The 14,921-nt window shown below is 74.4% G+C and carries 17 protein-coding genes; 6 read left to right on the top strand and 11 right to left on the bottom strand.

Annotated features, from left to right (window positions below):
* Positions 1-12 precede the first annotated feature (12 nt).
* Complete coding sequence (locus tag ACWCYO_RS12040) at positions 13-939, bottom strand: AEC family transporter (protein ID WP_449784165.1); 927 nt, start codon at positions 937-939, stop codon at positions 13-15.
* Positions 940-1,126: 187 nt separating this feature from the next.
* Between ACWCYO_RS12040 and ACWCYO_RS12035 the strand changes: the two genes are divergently transcribed.
* Complete coding sequence (locus ACWCYO_RS12035) at positions 1,127-1,585, top strand: HD domain-containing protein (RefSeq protein WP_270141707.1); 459 nt, start codon at positions 1,127-1,129, stop codon at positions 1,583-1,585.
* A gap of 292 nt (positions 1,586-1,877) precedes the next feature.
* Here ACWCYO_RS12035 and ACWCYO_RS12030 read toward each other — a convergent pair whose 3' ends face one another.
* Positions 1,878-2,252 (bottom strand): aggregation-promoting factor C-terminal-like domain-containing protein, encoded by a 375-nt coding sequence (locus ACWCYO_RS12030; protein ID WP_449784164.1) that lies wholly within the window; start codon positions 2,250-2,252, stop codon positions 1,878-1,880.
* A 499-nt stretch (positions 2,253-2,751) separates the two neighbouring features.
* A complete protein-coding gene (locus ACWCYO_RS12025; RefSeq protein ID WP_449784199.1) occupies positions 2,752-4,362 on the bottom strand; it encodes a carboxyl transferase domain-containing protein in 1,611 nt (536 codons plus the stop codon).
* Positions 4,363-4,650: 288 nt separating this feature from the next.
* Between ACWCYO_RS12025 and ACWCYO_RS12020 the strand changes: the two genes are divergently transcribed.
* The 3 genes from ACWCYO_RS12020 (at position 4,651) to ACWCYO_RS12010 (ending at position 6,549) form a co-directional block, all read left to right on the top strand.
* The gene (locus tag ACWCYO_RS12020) at positions 4,651-5,043 is read left to right on the top strand and encodes a ribonuclease (RefSeq protein WP_270141703.1); all 393 of its coding nucleotides are present in this window, start codon (positions 4,651-4,653) and stop codon (positions 5,041-5,043) included.
* A gap of 70 nt (positions 5,044-5,113) precedes the next feature.
* Positions 5,114-5,785 carry a TetR/AcrR family transcriptional regulator gene (locus ACWCYO_RS12015; RefSeq protein WP_449784163.1) on the top strand — a complete coding sequence of 224 codons (672 nt, stop codon included), beginning with the start codon at positions 5,114-5,116 and terminating at the stop codon, positions 5,783-5,785.
* Between the two features lie 209 nt (positions 5,786-5,994).
* On the top strand, positions 5,995-6,549 hold the full coding sequence (locus ACWCYO_RS12010; RefSeq protein ID WP_270141700.1) for a universal stress protein: 555 nt from the start codon (positions 5,995-5,997) through the stop codon (positions 6,547-6,549).
* An 8-nt stretch (positions 6,550-6,557) separates the two neighbouring features.
* Here the strand turns inward: ACWCYO_RS12010 and ACWCYO_RS12005 are convergent, their stop codons facing one another.
* From ACWCYO_RS12005 to ACWCYO_RS11985, 5 genes are all read right to left on the bottom strand, one after another.
* Positions 6,558-7,046, bottom strand: coding sequence for a hypothetical protein (locus ACWCYO_RS12005; protein WP_270141698.1), 489 nt, complete (start codon positions 7,044-7,046; stop codon positions 6,558-6,560).
* Between the two features lie 32 nt (positions 7,047-7,078).
* A complete protein-coding gene (locus ACWCYO_RS12000) occupies positions 7,079-7,792 on the bottom strand; it encodes an alpha/beta hydrolase (RefSeq protein WP_449784162.1) in 714 nt (237 codons plus the stop codon).
* Between the two features lie 368 nt (positions 7,793-8,160).
* Positions 8,161-8,766 (bottom strand): DUF7691 family protein, encoded by a 606-nt coding sequence (locus ACWCYO_RS11995; protein ID WP_449784161.1) that lies wholly within the window; start codon positions 8,764-8,766, stop codon positions 8,161-8,163.
* Between the two features lie 34 nt (positions 8,767-8,800).
* Positions 8,801-9,592 (bottom strand): VOC family protein, encoded by a 792-nt coding sequence (locus tag ACWCYO_RS11990; protein ID WP_449784160.1) that lies wholly within the window; start codon positions 9,590-9,592, stop codon positions 8,801-8,803.
* A gap of 88 nt (positions 9,593-9,680) precedes the next feature.
* Complete coding sequence (locus ACWCYO_RS11985) at positions 9,681-10,316, bottom strand: alpha-ketoglutarate-dependent dioxygenase AlkB (RefSeq protein WP_449784159.1); 636 nt, start codon at positions 10,314-10,316, stop codon at positions 9,681-9,683.
* A gap of 65 nt (positions 10,317-10,381) precedes the next feature.
* On the opposite strand from ACWCYO_RS11985, the gene ACWCYO_RS11980 reads away from it, so the two are divergent.
* On the top strand, positions 10,382-10,975 hold the full coding sequence (locus ACWCYO_RS11980; protein ID WP_449784158.1) for a hypothetical protein: 594 nt from the start codon (positions 10,382-10,384) through the stop codon (positions 10,973-10,975).
* Between the two features lie 132 nt (positions 10,976-11,107).
* On the top strand, positions 11,108-11,629 hold the full coding sequence (locus ACWCYO_RS11975; protein ID WP_270141686.1) for a universal stress protein: 522 nt from the start codon (positions 11,108-11,110) through the stop codon (positions 11,627-11,629).
* A gap of 33 nt (positions 11,630-11,662) precedes the next feature.
* On the opposite strand, the gene ACWCYO_RS11970 is transcribed toward ACWCYO_RS11975, so the two are convergent.
* The 3 genes from ACWCYO_RS11970 to ACWCYO_RS11960 are packed head-to-tail and all read right to left on the bottom strand — an operon-like array spanning position 11,663 to position 14,918.
* The gene (locus ACWCYO_RS11970) at positions 11,663-13,276 is read right to left on the bottom strand and encodes an amidohydrolase (RefSeq protein ID WP_449784157.1); all 1,614 of its coding nucleotides are present in this window, start codon (positions 13,274-13,276) and stop codon (positions 11,663-11,665) included.
* Positions 13,273-14,115 (bottom strand): PaaX family transcriptional regulator, encoded by an 843-nt coding sequence (locus ACWCYO_RS11965; protein ID WP_449784156.1) that lies wholly within the window; start codon positions 14,113-14,115, stop codon positions 13,273-13,275. The genes ACWCYO_RS11970 and ACWCYO_RS11965 overlap by 4 nt, the downstream gene beginning before the upstream one ends.
* Before the next feature lie 50 nt (positions 14,116-14,165).
* Positions 14,166-14,918: a maleate cis-trans isomerase family protein gene (locus tag ACWCYO_RS11960; protein WP_449784155.1), complete on the bottom strand. Its 753-nt coding sequence runs from the start codon at positions 14,916-14,918 to the stop codon at positions 14,166-14,168.
* Between the last annotated feature and the right edge of the window lie 3 nt (positions 14,919-14,921).

Genomic DNA, 14,921 nt, shown 5'->3' with positions numbered 1-14,921 from the left:
CGGGGCGGGGCGCTACGCGGGCCCGAGCCCCCAGGCGATCACGGACAGGGTCACCATCGACGCCAGCGTCGACCAGAGCACCGTGTCCCGGGCGAGGTCGGTGCCCTGCCCGTACTCGCGGGCGTAGGTGTAGACGTTCTGGGCCGTCGGCAGGGCGGAGAAGAGCACCACGGTGAGCAGCTGGTGGGTGGGCAGGTGGAGCACCGGGCCGGCCACGACCAGGGTGAAGAGCGGCTGGACCAGGGTCTTGATCGCGACGGTCAGCCCGACCTCGGCACGGCGTGAGAGGCCGTCGGCGGGCGGGCGGTTGCGCAGCGACATGCCGAGGGCGACCAGGGCGGTCGGCACCCCGGCGCCGCCGAGCAGTTCGGCGGAGCGGTGGAGTTCGGCGGGCAGGCGCAGTCCGGTCGCGGAGGCGAGGGCGCCCAGCGCGGTGGCGAGCAGGATCGGGTTGCGCAGCGGCAGGGTGAGCAGGGCCCGGCGGCCGGCCGCGCCGCTGTCCAGGACGGCCAGTACGGCCGGGGTGACCAGCAGGATCTGGAACAGGACCACCGGTCCGACGAAGGAGGCGTCGCCGACGACCTGCATGGTCACCGGGATGCCGAGGTTGGCCGAGTTGACGTAACCGGCGGCCATCGCGCCGATCGCCAGTTCGCCGCGCTTGCGGCGGAAGACCAGGCGCCCGACGAGCAGCCCGAGGCCGGTCGCGGCGGCGGCGCCGGCCACGAAGGCGAGCATCGACGGGTTGGCGAAGTGCCCCAGCGGAGTGCGGGCGATCATCAGGAAGAGTGCGGCCGGCATCGCGACGTGGAAGACGTAGCGGGTCAGCACCATCTCCGCCTGCGGTCCGAGCAACCCGGCGCGGGCGACGACGTAGCCGACGGCGGTGAGGGCCCAGATCGGGGCGAAGGCGGACAGCAGCGGATGGAGGGCGGGCATGGTTCCTCGGGTCGCTCGGACGGGTCTGCCGGGTGCGGCGGGTGTCGCCCGCCCGAGGGCACCGGACCACCGAGACCGCCGAGACCCCCCCTGGGGCAGTAAACCAGTGGGCGTCGAGGAGTTGATCAACGGGCCCACCAACGAGGCCCTGGACCGGTGCCCCGGCGAACGGGCCTACGATGAGCCGATGGAGGACCAGTACCTGAGCCTGTCCGAGGTGGAGGCCATCGCGCGCCGCGCGCACCAGGGGCAGGTGGACAAGAACGGCCACCCGTACGGCGAGCACATCGCCGCGGTCGCCCGCGGGACGGCGGCCCGCGGCGGCAGCGAGGCGCAGATCGCGGCGGGCTGGTTGCACGACACCGTCGAGGACGGCCGGCTGAGCCGGGAGTGGCTGGCCCGAGCGGCGCTTCCGGAGGCGACCAAGGCGATCGTCGACGCGCTCACCCGGCGGCCGGACGAGCCGGTCGAGGCGTACACCGCGCGCATCCTGGCCACGCCCGGCGCGCTGCTGGTCAAACGCGCCGACCTGGCGCACAACTCCGACCCGGCCCGGCTGGCCGCGCTGGACCCGGCGACCGCCGAGCGGCTGGCCGCCAAGTACGCGCGGATGCGGGAACTGCTGGGGCTCACCGGGGACTCCTGAACCGCGGAGGAACCCGGAGGAACCCGGAGGAACCCGGGGGAACCCGGAGGAACCCGGAGGAACCCGGAGGAACCCGGGGGAACCCGAGGGAGCCCGGGGAGGAACCCGTGGAGCGGACTTGTCGATAGGACCAGGACCGGGAAGGCCGGGAAACCAGGACAGGGCCCGGGCCACGCGGTTCGCGCGGGCCCGGGCCCTGTCGGGTCACCCCGGTGATCCCTGTCCGACCCCCGGGGTGAGGGGGAAATGGTCAGGAGACGAGTGGAAGCCGGTACGCCGGTGGTCGGTCGGCTTAGTACCAGTGGTGGGTCTGCCAGAAGGCCCAGGCGGCGTTCGGGCTGCCGTAGCGGGTGTTCATGTAGTCCAGCGCCCACTTGATCTGGGTGCGCGGGTTGGTCCTCCAGTCGGGACCCGCGGAGGCCATCTTGGAGGCCGGCAGCGCCTGGCCCAGCCCGTAGGAGCCCGAGCTCGGGTTGGTCGCGGTCACGTTCCAGCTGGACTCGTGCGAGATGATCTGGCTGAACGAGGCCAGCTGGTTCGCCGGGACGATCTGGGCGGCGATGGCCTTCGGGGAGAGGGTGGCGGCGTTCGCGGTGGCGGGGACCACGGCGGCACCCAGGGCGGTCAGGCCGGCGGCGCCGGCGAGAATCGCGGCGGAAGTGCGCATACGGAGCTTGAAAGCGGGCATGTAGAACAGGACCTCAATCGGGTTGGGCCGAGTCGCGCCCCACCCGGGACCACGGGCCGGACAGGGGCCCTTGCGGTTGTGGAGCGCGACTCGGCGGTAAGCCGTCGACCGGCGGGACAGGAGGCCGGTGCGGCTGACGACGAGAGTCATTGTTGGCAGACCGGATCGGCCCCCGCCAAGACCCCCTTGTTACGACGCGCCCTCGTACCCGTGATGTGACCATGCAATCGAAGGGTCACCCGAGCGAGGTGCGCACGGGGCCTCTGGGCTGGGCGAATGTCGGTCGGGTGGGTGAGTGCGGGCCGCGGGGGCGGCCTCCGGGGCCGCCGCTACCGCTCGTCGTAGCCGCGAATCGCCTGTGAGCGCACTCACCGTTTGGGAGCCGGTGCGGTCACCCGACGGTCCGGTCGCAGCACTTTGGGTACAGACGATCTGTGCCCGGCGCCACAGAATCCGGCTACGGTCTGCGTGCCGATGCTCACCGGAGGTCGCCGAGGAGTCGGTGCCGGACCGTTCGGGCGGTCAGTCGGTCCGCCTCGTCGGTGACCGACAGTTCACCGAGTGCCGCGGCGATCGCCGTTTCCAGGCGTGCGCAGAAGGCCTCCGGCTCCTCGGCGGCGTCCGGCAGCTCCGGAACCACCTCGTCCACCAGTCCGACCGCGGCCAGGTCGTGGGCGCCGATCCCCTGGGCCCGGGCCAGCTCGGCGGCGTGCGCGCCGTCCCGGTGCACGATCGCCGAGGCGCCCTCCGGCGGCAGCGGGGCCAGCCAGGCGTGTCCGGCGGCGAGCACCCGGTCGGCCGGGAGCAGCGCCAGCGCGCCGCCGCCGGAGCCCTGGCCGAGCAGAACGGCGAGGACGGGTGTGCGCAGCGCGAGCAGGGTGGTCAGACAGTGCGCGATCTCCACCGCGATCCCGTCCAGCTCGGCCTGGGCGGACAGCTCGGCCCCGGCGGTGTCCACCACGGTGACCAGTGGCAGGCCGAGCTGCTCGGCCAGCCGCGCGGTGCGCCGGACGGCCCGCAGGTCGGCGGCGGTGAAGGGGCGCTCGTGCTCCGGGGTCTGCCGCTGCTGGCCGACGACCAGGACGGGACGGCCGCCGAGCACGGCGAGCGCCCGGACCAGCGCGCCGTCACGGCCGCCGGGCGCGTCCAGCAGTACCAGCTCCTCGGTGGTTCGGCGCAGCAGCTCGCGGGTGCCGGGGCGGTCGGGGCGGCGGGTGCGGCGGACGGAGTCCCAGGCGTCGGGGTGCGGGGCGGGCCGGTCGGCGGGCCGGTCGGACGGAGTGGCTCCGCTGTGAGGAGCGACTCCCCTGTAAGAAGGGGCGGCCCGATGAGAAGGAGCGGCTCCCCGAGGAGGGGGCGCGGTCGTGCCGAGGACGACGAGCGTGCGGCGGAGCAGTTCGCGCAGCTCCTGCGGCGGCACCACGGCGTCCACCAGTCCGCGCCCGGCCAGGGTCTCGGCCCGCTGGACGTCCGCCGGCAGCTCCACGCCGCGCAGTTCCTCGTACACCCGCGGGCCGAGGAAGCCGAGCCGGGCGCCCGGCTCGGCGAAGACCAGCTGGCCGAGGGTGCCCCAGGAGGCGAAGACTCCGCCCATGGTCGGGTTGCGCAGGTAGGTGAGGTAGGGGAGGCCGGCCGCGCGGTGGGCCTGGACGGCGGCGGTGATGCGGAGCATGCAGAGGAAGGCGGCCGAGCCCTCCTGCATCCTGGTGCCGCCGGAGACCGGCAGGGCGAGCAGCGGGAGCCGCTCGGCAGTGGCGCGCTCGACGGCCCGGGTGATCCGCTCGGCGGTGGCGACGCCGATCGAGCCGCCGAGGAAGCCGAACTCGGACGCGACCAGGGCGACCGGCCGTCCGTCGATCAGACCGAGGCCGGTGAGCACGGCCTCGTCGAGGCCGGTGCGGTCGCGGGCCCGGTCGAGCGAGGCGCGGTAGTCGGGATCGGTGGGCGGTGCGGACGGCGGCTCGTCCCAGCTGTGGAAGCCGTCCGGGTCGACCAGCAGCCCGATCAGCTGGTGGGCGGTCAGCGCCGCGCCCTTGCCGACGGCGGCACCGACGCCCGAATCCCTGCTCGTACCCGCGCCCGCGTCCATGTCCACCCCGTCAGAGATCGTTCCGGTCCGACCCGATCCGTCACTCTATGCGGCGCGGGCGGGCCGCTGTGGGAGTGCTGTGAAGGTGTGAGGAGCCCGACAGCGGGGCTCACGGTTGTTCGACGGCAGTCGACCCATGGATGGCTCGGGTGGTTCGTGGGCCGCCCGACGGTGCGTCACCGATGGCCCACGTACAGCTCAAGTCGCAAGCGGGAAAGGGAAGTTACCCGCAGGTAAAAAGTTGACGGAGGCCTTCCGGAGTTGTCGGTGGCTCGCCAGACTTGGGGCATGACTCGCACTCTACGCGCGTGGAAGTCCCGCGCTGCCGCCATCACCGCCGTCGCCCTGCTGACCCTCGCTCCCGTCGCCGTCGCCACCGACGCACACGCCGACGTGAGCGGCACCGTGTGCCTGTCCGCGCTTCCGCCGGAGGCCACCGACACCCTCAACCTGATCGCCTCGGACGGGCCGTTCCCGTACTCGCAGGACGGCGTGGTCTTCACGAACAGAGAGAGCGTGCTGCCCAGTCAGTCCTACGGGTACTACCACGAGTACACCGTCATCACGCCGGGTGCCCCGACCCGCGGCGCCCGCCGGATCGTGACCGGCCAGCAGGACCAGGAGGACTACTACACCGGCGACCACTACGCCACTTTCTCCCTCATCGACCAGACCTGCTGACGTCCGCCGGTACGACCGTGGCCCCGGCGGCGACGCCCGCCGGGGCCACGCGGGTTGCTAGGGTCTGCGCATGGCACAGAGCAGCGCGAACCCCCCGGGACGCCTCCGGCGCGACGCGCAGCGCAACCGCGATCTGCTGGTCGCCGCGGCCCGCGAGATGTTCTCCCGGCACGGCCTCGACGTCCCGCTGGACCAGATCGCCAAGGGGGCCGGCGTCGGCAACGCCACCCTCTACCGGCACTTCCCGACCCGCGAGGCGCTGATCGCCGAGGTCTTCGCGGACGCCGGAGCCGGTCTGGCCGAGGCCGGACGGGAGGCGCTCGCCGCCGAGGACGCCTGGACCGGCCTGGAACGCTACTTCGAGCGGATCTTCGAACTCGTCGCCGCCGACCGGGGCATCAACGACCTGGTCACCCAGGCCATCCCGACCATCCCCGGCATGCTCGAGATCAGCCGCGGGCACGCCACCACCGTCGGCGCCCTCATCGCCCGCGCCCAGGAACAGGGCACGATGCGGCGCGACGTGGTCACCATGGACCTGCTCTTCCTGCTCGGCCCGCTCTGCCGCGCCCTGCCCGCCGCCACCGAGTTGCGCCCCGACCTCTGGCGCCGCTACCTCGCTCTGCTGCTCGACGGCTTCCGCACCCGGGCCACCCATCCGCTGCCGGTGCCGCCGATCGGCGAGGAGCACCTGGACCGGATGTTCGCCGACCTGTGGGAGGCGCAGGCGCCGGAGGCCTGAGCCGGCTCGGGCGCATCAGGGTCGCGTACGGGACACCGGGAGGCGCGTCAGGACCGCGTCAACGGGCGGGGCGGTGCGGGTGCCGCGCCGCTTTGCTGGGGGCACGGCGCGGGTCGGTGCGGTGCGGCGGACTGCGGTCCCGCAGGCTTCGGCGGCGCGGCTTCGGCGCCGCGGACTTCGAAGGCGTGGACGGAGAGGCAGGGCGGGCCATGGCGGATACGGGCGCTTACCCGGGCGCGGGCGCCGACAAGGGCGCGGGCGAGGGCCGGATCGTGGTCGGTGTCAGCGGCTCGCTCGGCAGCCTCGCCGCCCTGCACCACGCGGTCGCCGAGGCCCGGCGGACGGACGCCGAGGTGCTCGCGGTGCTGTGCTGGACCCCGCCGGGGGAGGAGTCCGGGGGGCGCCGCACGGTCTCCCCGCCGGTGGTCGACGTCTGCCGCGACGCCGCCGTCACCCGGCTGCGGCAGGCGCTGGACCAGGCATTCGCCGGGCGCCACACGGGAGTTCGGCTGCGCGGCCAGGCCGTGCGCGGGGAGACCGGCCACACCCTGCTGCGCTGCGCGGACCGGCCGGGCGACGTCCTGGTGCTCGGCGCGGGCCGGGAGCGGGGCCGCCTCTCCCGGCTGATCCGGCCGTCGATCACCGCCCACTGCGTCCGGCACGCGACCTGTCCGGTGCTCACCGTGCCGCGCCCGCCGCTGCAACGGGACCTCGAGGCGCTGCGGCGCGGCTACGGGCTCCGCGCGCTGGTCGCCGGTAACTGACCCTCCGTTCAAGGCCGTTGGCGCGCGATGCGGGCGGCGGCAGCGGGCCAGGGCGGGAGCATCTCACCCTCGCCCGCCAGCATGACCTCCTCCTCCCACCAGGCGCGTCCGTCCAGCCAGGCGGTCAACCAGCGGGCGAGTGAGGGGGAATCGGCCCGCAGCGGGTCCGTCTCGTCGTTGGAGTCGACCAGCAGGACGGGCGCGTCCGGATCCAGACAGTCGAGGGCGCCGGCCATCCCGCAACCCCAGTCCAGGAACTCCAGCACGCCGTACGGCCAGCCCGGGCCGCCCGCCACGATCCGGTGCAGCGGCCAGAAGAGGTGGCGGTCCGGGCCGTACCCGCCGTCGCCCACCTCGCGGTAGAGCCGGGCGAACAGCGGGGGCAGCCGGTAGCCGATCGCGGCCTCGGCGGCGGCGAGTTGTCCGGCGGTGACCGGTGGTGGCACGGCTGGGCCGACGTACTGCCGGACCCGTTCGATCAGGGCGTCCTCGTCCATGACGGCGATGGTGCCAGTCGGCTGTGACACTCCTACGGCAGGATCCCGGCCGTCCGGGCCAGGAGGGCGGCGGTCCGGCGACCGGCGGCCAGGGTGGCGGGGTCGGTGGCGGGCAGGCAGCGGCGGGCCTCGGGACTGTAGGTGGTCATCACCACGCCGGCGTGATCGGTGGGGAGTTCGAGCAGCTCGGCGGTCGGCACCACGGCGAGCAGTTGGTGGGTGAGCTCCGCGGGCACCACCTCGTCCGCCGTGCCCAGCACCAGCCGGATCGGGACCGGGGACGGGCCCTTGGCGAGGTGGTCGAGCGGGCTGTCGCCGGTGGTGGCGGCCGGGCGGCCGTAGGCGGAGGCGATGCCGACGGCGGCGGTGGGGCGCAGCTCGGCCGGGGTGTCCGGGTGGGTGGCCACCGCTATGGCCTCCCGGCCGCCGAGCGACCAGCCGGCCAGCACGAAGCGCGCCGGATCCCCGCCGTACGCGGCGGCGTTGCGGCGGGCGAAGGCGAGCGAGGCGAGCAGGTCGGCGCGGCCGCCGTCCTCCCGGTCGGGGCGCCAGTCCGGGACGAGCACCAACAGGCCCAGCCCGGCGGCCTCCTGGGCGAGCGTGTGCAGCACGTCGCGCTCGTCGGGGCCGGAGCCGTGCCAGAGCAGCACGACCGGGGCGGGCCCGGGGGTGGCGGCGCTCGGTCGGTGGACGTCCAGCAGCCGTCCGTCCGCGTACGGAACGGCCTCCGGTCGGGTGCTCGTCATGCCGGGTTCGCCTCCGATTCGGTGGGTGATCACGGAGCTGGTACTGTACTTCCTGTCGCGGGGGAGATGATCTCTCGTCAGGCGTCAGCGGTGCTACCAGAGCACGTCCCACTTTCAGTGGGAAGAGTCCGTGCGATCCGGGCCTGGCGCTCCACGGTCGGACGGGGTCCGGCGCCTTCACGGGTGCCGGGCCCCGTTCGCGTTTCCGGGCCGGTGACGGGCGGCGTCAGGACGGCTGGCGGTCGGAGCCGAGTTCGCGGGAGATCCGCAGGCCGACCCGGGCGACCACCGGACCGAGGGCACGGACCCGGGCGGCGGTCATCCGGGAGCTGCAGCCGGCCGGGGGCGGCTCGGGGGCCGGAGGCCGTTCAGGAGACGAAGCCGATGATCCCGTAGTCCTCGAACTCCCGCGCCGCGCGCAGCCATCCGGCGACCTCGTCGACGGCCTCGGCCACCTCGCGGACCAACTCGGGTGCACGGACCTCGTGTTCGGCGAGCTCGAACTGCCGGAGCGCCTCCGCGCACTGCTCGGGCGACCACTCGCCGCAGGACAGTTCGGCGCAGTAGGGAAGGGCGGTGGGGAAGCCGCTGCCGTACTGGAAGTCCGAGACCGAGACGGCGGTGACGCCGTACGCGCGCAGGCCCTTGTCGACCTCGTCCAGCCACAGGCCGCGGAAGGGACCGAAGGAGCGGTTGTCCAGGGCGGTCGCGTCCGTCCTGCACAGGCGCTCGTACGCGTAGCCGTACTGGAAGGCGTGCTGCTCGTCGAATGGCCCGCCGTACACCACCGCGCGCAGCGCCTCGCGGGCGGTGGGGGCGCCGTCCGCGATCTGGTCGGCGAACTCCCGGTCGGCGCGGTCCAGGTTGGCGCCGAAGTACCTGAGGAGCTCGTCGAGTACGGAATCGTCGGCGCAGCCGGCCAGGGTGTGCTTGTCCTCGACACAGGTCAGGTAGGTGGTCAGGAAGGAACTCATGGGGTCACCGTAGCGGCCGTGACGGACAGTCGGCTCAGGCGGCCTCCGCCGACTCCTCGGGTGGGACGGCGACCAGGACGAACTCGGCTCCGGCGTCGTCCCGGACCAGCGCCACGCGGCCGAAGGGGGTCGGTCCGGGGCCGGTGCGGACGGTGCCGCCGAGGGCGCGCAGGTCGGCGGTGGCGCGGTCGGTGTCGGCCGTTCCGAAGTGGGTGCGCCAGCCGGGGGTGGCGCCGGGTGGGTCGGCGGGGCCGATGCTGCAGGCGGGTAGGCCGGCCACCCGGGCGAGGGTGTGGCCCGCCCTCGGGCGGTCGTAGCCGTACTCGAAGACCTGGCGGTAGAAGGCGCGGGCGGCGTCCGGGTCTGGGGAGAGGTGCTCGTTCCAGGTGAGGGTGCCGGGCTCGTTCACCAGTCCGGCGCCGTCGACGTCGCCGCCCTGCCAGAGGCCGAAGGGCGCGCCGAGCGGGTCGACGGCGAGCGCGGCCCGGCCCTGGTCGGGCACCTGGTACGGCTCGCGGACGATCCGGCCGCCGGCGGCCCGGACGGCGGCGGCGGTGCGGTTCAGGTCGCGGGAGGCGAGGCAGGTGGTCCAGGCGGCGGGCTGCGGGGTGGTCTGCTGGGCGGCGGTGATCGCGGCGCCCGGTGGCCCGGACGTGATCGCCGCGACCTGTGCGCCGTACCGGGTGGCGACCGCTTCGGCGGGGCCGGTCGGGACGAACTCCCAGCCGAACAGCGCGCCGTAGAAGCGCTCCGCGCGGGCGAGGTCCGGGGTGGTCAGGACGATCCAGCACGGGACGCCCTCGTGGTACTTCACCGCCTTCGCCATGCCGCCCTCCTGGGCCCTCGACCCCCACCCGTCAGCCTGGGCTCCCGACGGGTGGGTGGCAAGACGGGTGGGCGGGTGAACGGACGGTTCAGGCGACCCCGCGGGGACGGAACTGGATGCTGATCCGCGGGCCGACCGGGCGGGCGGTCTTCGGGATCGCGTGCTCCCAGGTGCGCTGGCAGGAGCCGCCCATCACCACGAGGTCCCCGTGGCCGAGCGGTCGGCGGACGACCGCCGCCCCGCCGGAGCGCGGCCGCAGGGCGAGGACGCGCGGCTCGCCGACGGAGAGGATCGCCACCATGGTGTCCTCGCGGGCGCCGCGCCCGATCCGGTCGCCGTGCCAGGCCACGCTGTCCCGGCCGTCCCGGTAGTAGCAGAGCCCGAGGGTGCGGAAGGGTTCGCCCAGCTCGGGCGCGTAGTGGCGGCTCAGCGTCGTCCGGGCCTCGCCGAGGACGGGGTGCGGCGGCTCGTCGTCCGCGGCGTAGGAGGCGAGCAGCCGGGGGACGTCGACCGTCCGCTCGTACATCTCGCGCCGCTCGGCCCGCCAGGGCACGGTCGCGGCCAGCTGTTCGAACAGCTGGTCCGCCCCGCGCAGCCAGCCGGGCAGCACGTCCAGCCAGGCACCGTCGCCGAGCACCAGGCGCTGCATGCCGTCGAGCGGGCCGAGCCGGAGGTCGGCGGCTTCTTCGAACAGCGAGGGCTGGAGGTGGACGGTGCCGTGCATGGGTTCAGCCTACGCCGTGAATCGAACAGATGCTCGAACATGGGTGCGGGGACTAGCCTGCCGGTATGGCGATCAACGGGTTCGGGGTCACCGAGTTCCAGCTCTTCCTGCTGCGCCGGATGGCCGACTACCACCCCGAGCTGGTCGAGGAGGCGGTGCGGCGGCTCGGCGCCACCCGTGCCGAAATGCGGGAGGCGAACAAGCGCTGGCAGGCGATGGTCCGGGCGCCCCGGTTCCCGCGCGGTGCCGCCCGGTACGCCGCCGTGCTCGGGCCGGCGGGGGAGAGCCTGCCGCGCCGGATCGGGGACCTCGCGTGCACCGCGCGGCAGTGGGTGCTGCCGCTCTGGCCCGGGCTGCGCTTCGAGGTGCTGCTCGGCCCGGCGGAGATCGGTGCGCCGGTGCTGAACGAGTGGCTGGTCCGGGCGGGCGACGCCCCGCCGCCCGCGCTGTGCACCGTGGCCGACCTGGTGCCGTGGAGCTGTGTGGTGGGCGATGTGGGGGCGGCCTTCCCGGGGGCCGTGGCGCGGGAGGGGAGTGCGCCGACCCGGTTCCGGCTGGACTTCGAGGCGTCGGACGCGGACGGGGTGGTGCGTTCCTGGACGGCCGACTTCACCTGGGGGCTGCTCCAGGAGGTCGCGCCCCGGGGGCCGGGGGGCTGAGGGCCGGTCATCGCAGCTTCCGACTGATTCAAGGCGATATTCAGTGAATGCCTTTGATTTGCAGGCCCTGTCGCGCTCGTGGCAACATAATCACAGACACTGAATCGGTTTGGCATCGGAAAGCGAAGGATCATGTCGGGCGACGCGCGCGTCATCGTCGGAGTAAGCGGCTCACTGCACAGCCTCACCGCCCTGCATCGGGCGGCGGAGGAGGCCCGGGCCCGGCGGGCCGTGCTGGTCCCGGTGCTCGCCTGGACCCCGGTCGGCGGCGAGCGCAACTACCGCGCCCGCCCCTGCCCGCCGCTGCTCCGCGCCTGGCGGGACGCCGCCGAGGCCCGGCTGGAGAGCGCGCTCGGACAGGCCTTCGGCGGCCTGCCGATCGGCCTGCCGGTCCAGCCCCTGGTCATGCGCGGCGAGGCCGGGCCGGTGCTGACCGCCATGGCCGACCGGCCCGGTGACCTGCTGGTGATCAGCGCCGGCCGGCACGGCTCGATGCGCGGACGGCTGCGCCGACTGCTGCGCGGCTCGGTCGCCCGCTACTGCCTCGACCACGCCCGCGGCGGCGTGCTGGTCGTCCCGCCGTCCGACCTGCACGAGGACCTGCGCGCCCTGCACCGCGACGGCATCGACCTGCGGGAACTCATCGCCGCCTGACGGTCGGTCAACTGTCGTATATTGGACGGTCCGTCAGCTCAGGTGCACGGTACGGCCGCCGACCACCGTCCGGACCGGCCGCAGCTCCCGCAACTCGTCCACCGAGCAGCTCAGCGGGTCGACCGGCCACAGCGTGAGGTCGGCGAGTGCACCAGGGCGCAGGCTGCCGCGCTCGGCGCTCTCGCCGGTCAGCCGGGCGGCGGCGACGGTGTGCAGCGCGACCGCCTCGGCCCGCCCGATCGCGTGCTCGGCGCCGACCACCCCGGCCGTGGTGCCGCGGGTCGTCATGCCCCACACCGACACCATGGCGCCGTACGGACCGACCGGGAAGTCCGAGCCGGCCGAGAGCTGCGCGCCCTCGTCCAGCCACTCGCGCAGCGGGAACAGCGCGGCGGTGCGCTCCTCGCCCCAGGCTCGCTGCTGGGTGAGCGCGCCGTCGTGCAGCAGCGGGTGCTGCACCGTCACCGGGATGCCGAGCGCGATCGCCCGGGCCCGCTGGTCGGCCCGGGCCAGTCCGCCGTGCTCGACCACGAGCGTTCCCGGCGGCAGGCCGGGCCGGCCCTTCAGCACCTGCTCGAAGACGTCCAGCAGCACGCGCAGCCCGCGGTCGCCCCAGGCGTGCACGCCCACCCGCCAGCCGCGCTCGACCACCCGGTCCACCGCCGCGAGCAGTTCCTCCGGCTCCCAGAGCAGCCGCCCGTGGTAGCACGGCTGCCCCTGGTACGGCTCCTCCAGCGCGCCCGCCTCGAAGCCGCCGTCGATGCCGAACTTGACGCCCCACAGCCGCAGTTGCGCGTCGTCCCGGCCGTCCGCCCGCCATCCGTCCATCCGGTCCAGCAGGGCGTCCACCTGCTCGGGCGTGCGCGCCGCGAAGCCGGAGACCAGCGCCCGGACCCGGACGGCGAGCGCGCCCTCGGCCCGGGCCGCGTCCAGCACGTCGAGGTCCTCGACCGGGACGAGGCAGTCGCGTACGGTGCCGATCCCGGTGGCGGCGTAGTCGGCGCAGGCCGCGCGCAGGCCCTCGATCCGCTCGGCGAGGGTCGGGCGCGGCAGCACCCGCTCGACCAGCTCGGTCGCCCGGTTGATCAGCCGGCCGGTCAGCCGCCCCCGCTCGTCGCGCTCGATCACCCCGCCGGAGGGCGACTCGGTGGACTCGTCGATCCCGGCCAGCCGCAGCGCGGCCGAGTTGAGCACCATGTTGTACGCGCCGCGGCGCACCAGCACCGGGTGGTCGGCGCTGGCGCCGTCCAGCTCCTCGGTGGTCGGCATCCGCTGCTCGGCGAGCAGCACCTCCTGCCAGTTGACCGTGGTGAGGATCCACTCCCCGGCGGGGGTGCGGGCGGCGCGCTCGCGGATGAGCTCCAGGAACCCGGCGAGGTCCCGGGCCCGGTGCACCGGGACGCCGTGGACGCTGTGCCCGGCCAGGATCAGATGGGTGTGGGTGTCGTCGAAGGCGGGCAGCACGGTCGCCGTCGGGGCGTCCACCACCTCGGTGCCCGGCCCGACCAGGGCGTCCAGGCCGTCGGGCTCGGCGGCGAGGGCGGTGATCCGGCCGCCGGTGACGGCGATCGCCCGTTGCGGTGGCTCGCCCGGGGCGAGGGTGTGCACGGCGGCGGCGCGGATCAGCAGGTCGGCTGGGGCGGTCATGGCAGCTCCTGGGGGTGGGACAGTCCGGTGACCTGCTCGACGTACCGCAGGCTCGGTCCGGCGAGCCGTGCGTGCACCTCGGTGAACACGGCGCGGGCCGGGACGGCGTTCCAGTCGGCGGGCAGCAGCGGTTCGGGCAGCCCGGGGTCGAGGTAGGGCAGTCGGCGCCACTGGGTGAGCATCGGCACGTAGTCCCGGAAGGCCTCGACCGGGTCGATCCGGTCCCGCCCGCGCAACTCCTCGGAGACCGGACGCCAGGCGTCGGTGAAGGCCGCGTACTGCGCCTCGATCGCCGGGAGGTCCCACCAACTGGCCACCGCCGTACGGAGCTCGGCGAAGCCGGCGTATTCGGCGGAGAGGAACAGGTGGACGTAGGCGCTCAGGCCCAGGCGCTCCAGCAGTCGGCGGGCGTCCGGCAGCAGCCGGGCGGGGGCCAGCCAGACGCCGGGGGCGGCGTTGCCGAAGCCGAGCCAGCTGAGCCGGGAGCGCAGCTGGTGGCGGTGGGCGCGTTCGGACTCGGGCACGGAGAAGACCGCCAGCACCCAGCCGTCGGCGAGCTCGGCGGGCTCCAGGCTGTGGAAGATCCGCCGGTCGCCCTCGTCGAACACCGGGCCCATCGCGGGGGACAGCCGGTAGCCGGTGCCCGCGCGGCGCTCCTGGAGCAGGGTGCCGGCCTTCTTCAGCCGGGAGATCGCCGAGCGGACGGCGGGGCCGTCGACGTCCAGCTCGGCCATCAGCGCGATCAGGTCGGCGATCGATATCCAGCCGCCGAGGCGGCGGACGAACTCGCCGTAGACGGTGTGGATCAGGGAGCTGGGCCGGGTCGTGCTCTCCGGCATGTGCGGGCCCTCCTCCCCGACGGCTAGTGGTGATCATAGCGGGGGTGGATCTACGCGTAGGCGCCGGAGAGCAGGTGCCCGGCGCCGGGGGCGACGGCGGGCAGGCCGAGCGCCCGCAGCAGCTGGTGGGTGGTGCAGATCGCGGCCGAGACCACCGGCTTGCCGAGCTGCTGCTCGGCCTCCTCGACGGCCGACAGCGAGGGCATCTGCACGCAGGCGGAGAGCACCACGGCGTCGGCCGCGGAGTGGGCGAGACCCTTGGCGATCGCGGGCAGCCGGGCCGGGTCGTGGGCGGCCACGTCCAGGTTGTCGGCGATCTCCAGGGCGGCGTGGTCGAGCACCTCGATGCCCTCCTGGCCGAGGTAGTCGACCACTGTCCGGGCCAGCGGGCGCAGGTACGGGGTGACCATCGCGACCTTCCTGGCGCCGAGCGTGCGCAGGCCGGCGACCAGGGCACCCGCGCTGGTGACCACGGGCGCGGGCGCGCCGTTCTCGACCGTACGGCGGTGCAGCCGCTGTTCGGCCTCGCGGTGGTAGCCGGGGCCGGTGGCCATCACCGCGACCAGGCAGGCGTAGCCGATCACGTCGACCCGGGCGTCCGAGAGCTCGGTGGCGCAGCGGTCGGACTCGGCGTCCATGGCACGCAGTTGCTCGGGGGTGACCCTGGTCATCCGCATCCGGCTGGAGTGGAAGGTGAACCGTTCGGGGGCGACCGCCTCGCGGGCCCGCAGCAGGGCGGGGACCTCGGTCTCCATGGTGACGTTGGAGCTCGGGACGATCTGGCCGATCCGGTACGTGGTCATCTG

The organism is Kitasatospora sp. NPDC001683 (genome assembly GCF_053596495.1).
This window is presented reverse-complemented; position numbering and strand designations above follow the sequence as displayed.

Coding starts and splice junctions, on each gene's coding strand:
- ACWCYO_RS11990 (WP_449784160.1), bottom strand. CDS start 9,592: ATGGCGAAGGCGGTGAAGTACCACGAGGGCGTCCCGTGCTGGATCGTC.
- ACWCYO_RS11985 (WP_449784159.1), bottom strand. CDS start 10,316: ATGCACGGCACCGTCCACCTCCAGCCCTCGCTGTTCGAAGAAGCCGCC.
- ACWCYO_RS12025 (WP_449784199.1), bottom strand. CDS start 4,362: ATGGACGCGGGCGCGGGTACGAGCAGGGATTCGGGCGTCGGTGCCGCC.
- ACWCYO_RS11965 (WP_449784156.1), bottom strand. CDS start 14,115: ATGCCGGAGAGCACGACCCGGCCCAGCTCCCTGATCCACACCGTCTAC.
- ACWCYO_RS12020 (WP_270141703.1), top strand. CDS start 4,651: ATGACTCGCACTCTACGCGCGTGGAAGTCCCGCGCTGCCGCCATCACC.
- ACWCYO_RS12030 (WP_449784164.1), bottom strand. CDS start 2,252: ATGCGCACTTCCGCCGCGATTCTCGCCGGCGCCGCCGGCCTGACCGCC.
- ACWCYO_RS11995 (WP_449784161.1), bottom strand. CDS start 8,766: ATGAGTTCCTTCCTGACCACCTACCTGACCTGTGTCGAGGACAAGCAC.
- ACWCYO_RS12010 (WP_270141700.1), top strand. CDS start 5,995: ATGGCGGATACGGGCGCTTACCCGGGCGCGGGCGCCGACAAGGGCGCG.
- ACWCYO_RS11970 (WP_449784157.1), bottom strand. CDS start 13,276: ATGACCGCCCCAGCCGACCTGCTGATCCGCGCCGCCGCCGTGCACACC.
- ACWCYO_RS12000 (WP_449784162.1), bottom strand. CDS start 7,792: ATGACGAGCACCCGACCGGAGGCCGTTCCGTACGCGGACGGACGGCTG.
- ACWCYO_RS11975 (WP_270141686.1), top strand. CDS start 11,108: ATGTCGGGCGACGCGCGCGTCATCGTCGGAGTAAGCGGCTCACTGCAC.
- ACWCYO_RS12035 (WP_270141707.1), top strand. CDS start 1,127: ATGGAGGACCAGTACCTGAGCCTGTCCGAGGTGGAGGCCATCGCGCGC.
- ACWCYO_RS12040 (WP_449784165.1), bottom strand. CDS start 939: ATGCCCGCCCTCCATCCGCTGCTGTCCGCCTTCGCCCCGATCTGGGCC.
- ACWCYO_RS11980 (WP_449784158.1), top strand. CDS start 10,382: ATGGCGATCAACGGGTTCGGGGTCACCGAGTTCCAGCTCTTCCTGCTG.
- ACWCYO_RS12005 (WP_270141698.1), bottom strand. CDS start 7,046: ATGGACGAGGACGCCCTGATCGAACGGGTCCGGCAGTACGTCGGCCCA.
- ACWCYO_RS12015 (WP_449784163.1), top strand. CDS start 5,114: ATGGCACAGAGCAGCGCGAACCCCCCGGGACGCCTCCGGCGCGACGCG.
- ACWCYO_RS11960 (WP_449784155.1), bottom strand. CDS start 14,918: ATGACCACGTACCGGATCGGCCAGATCGTCCCGAGCTCCAACGTCACC.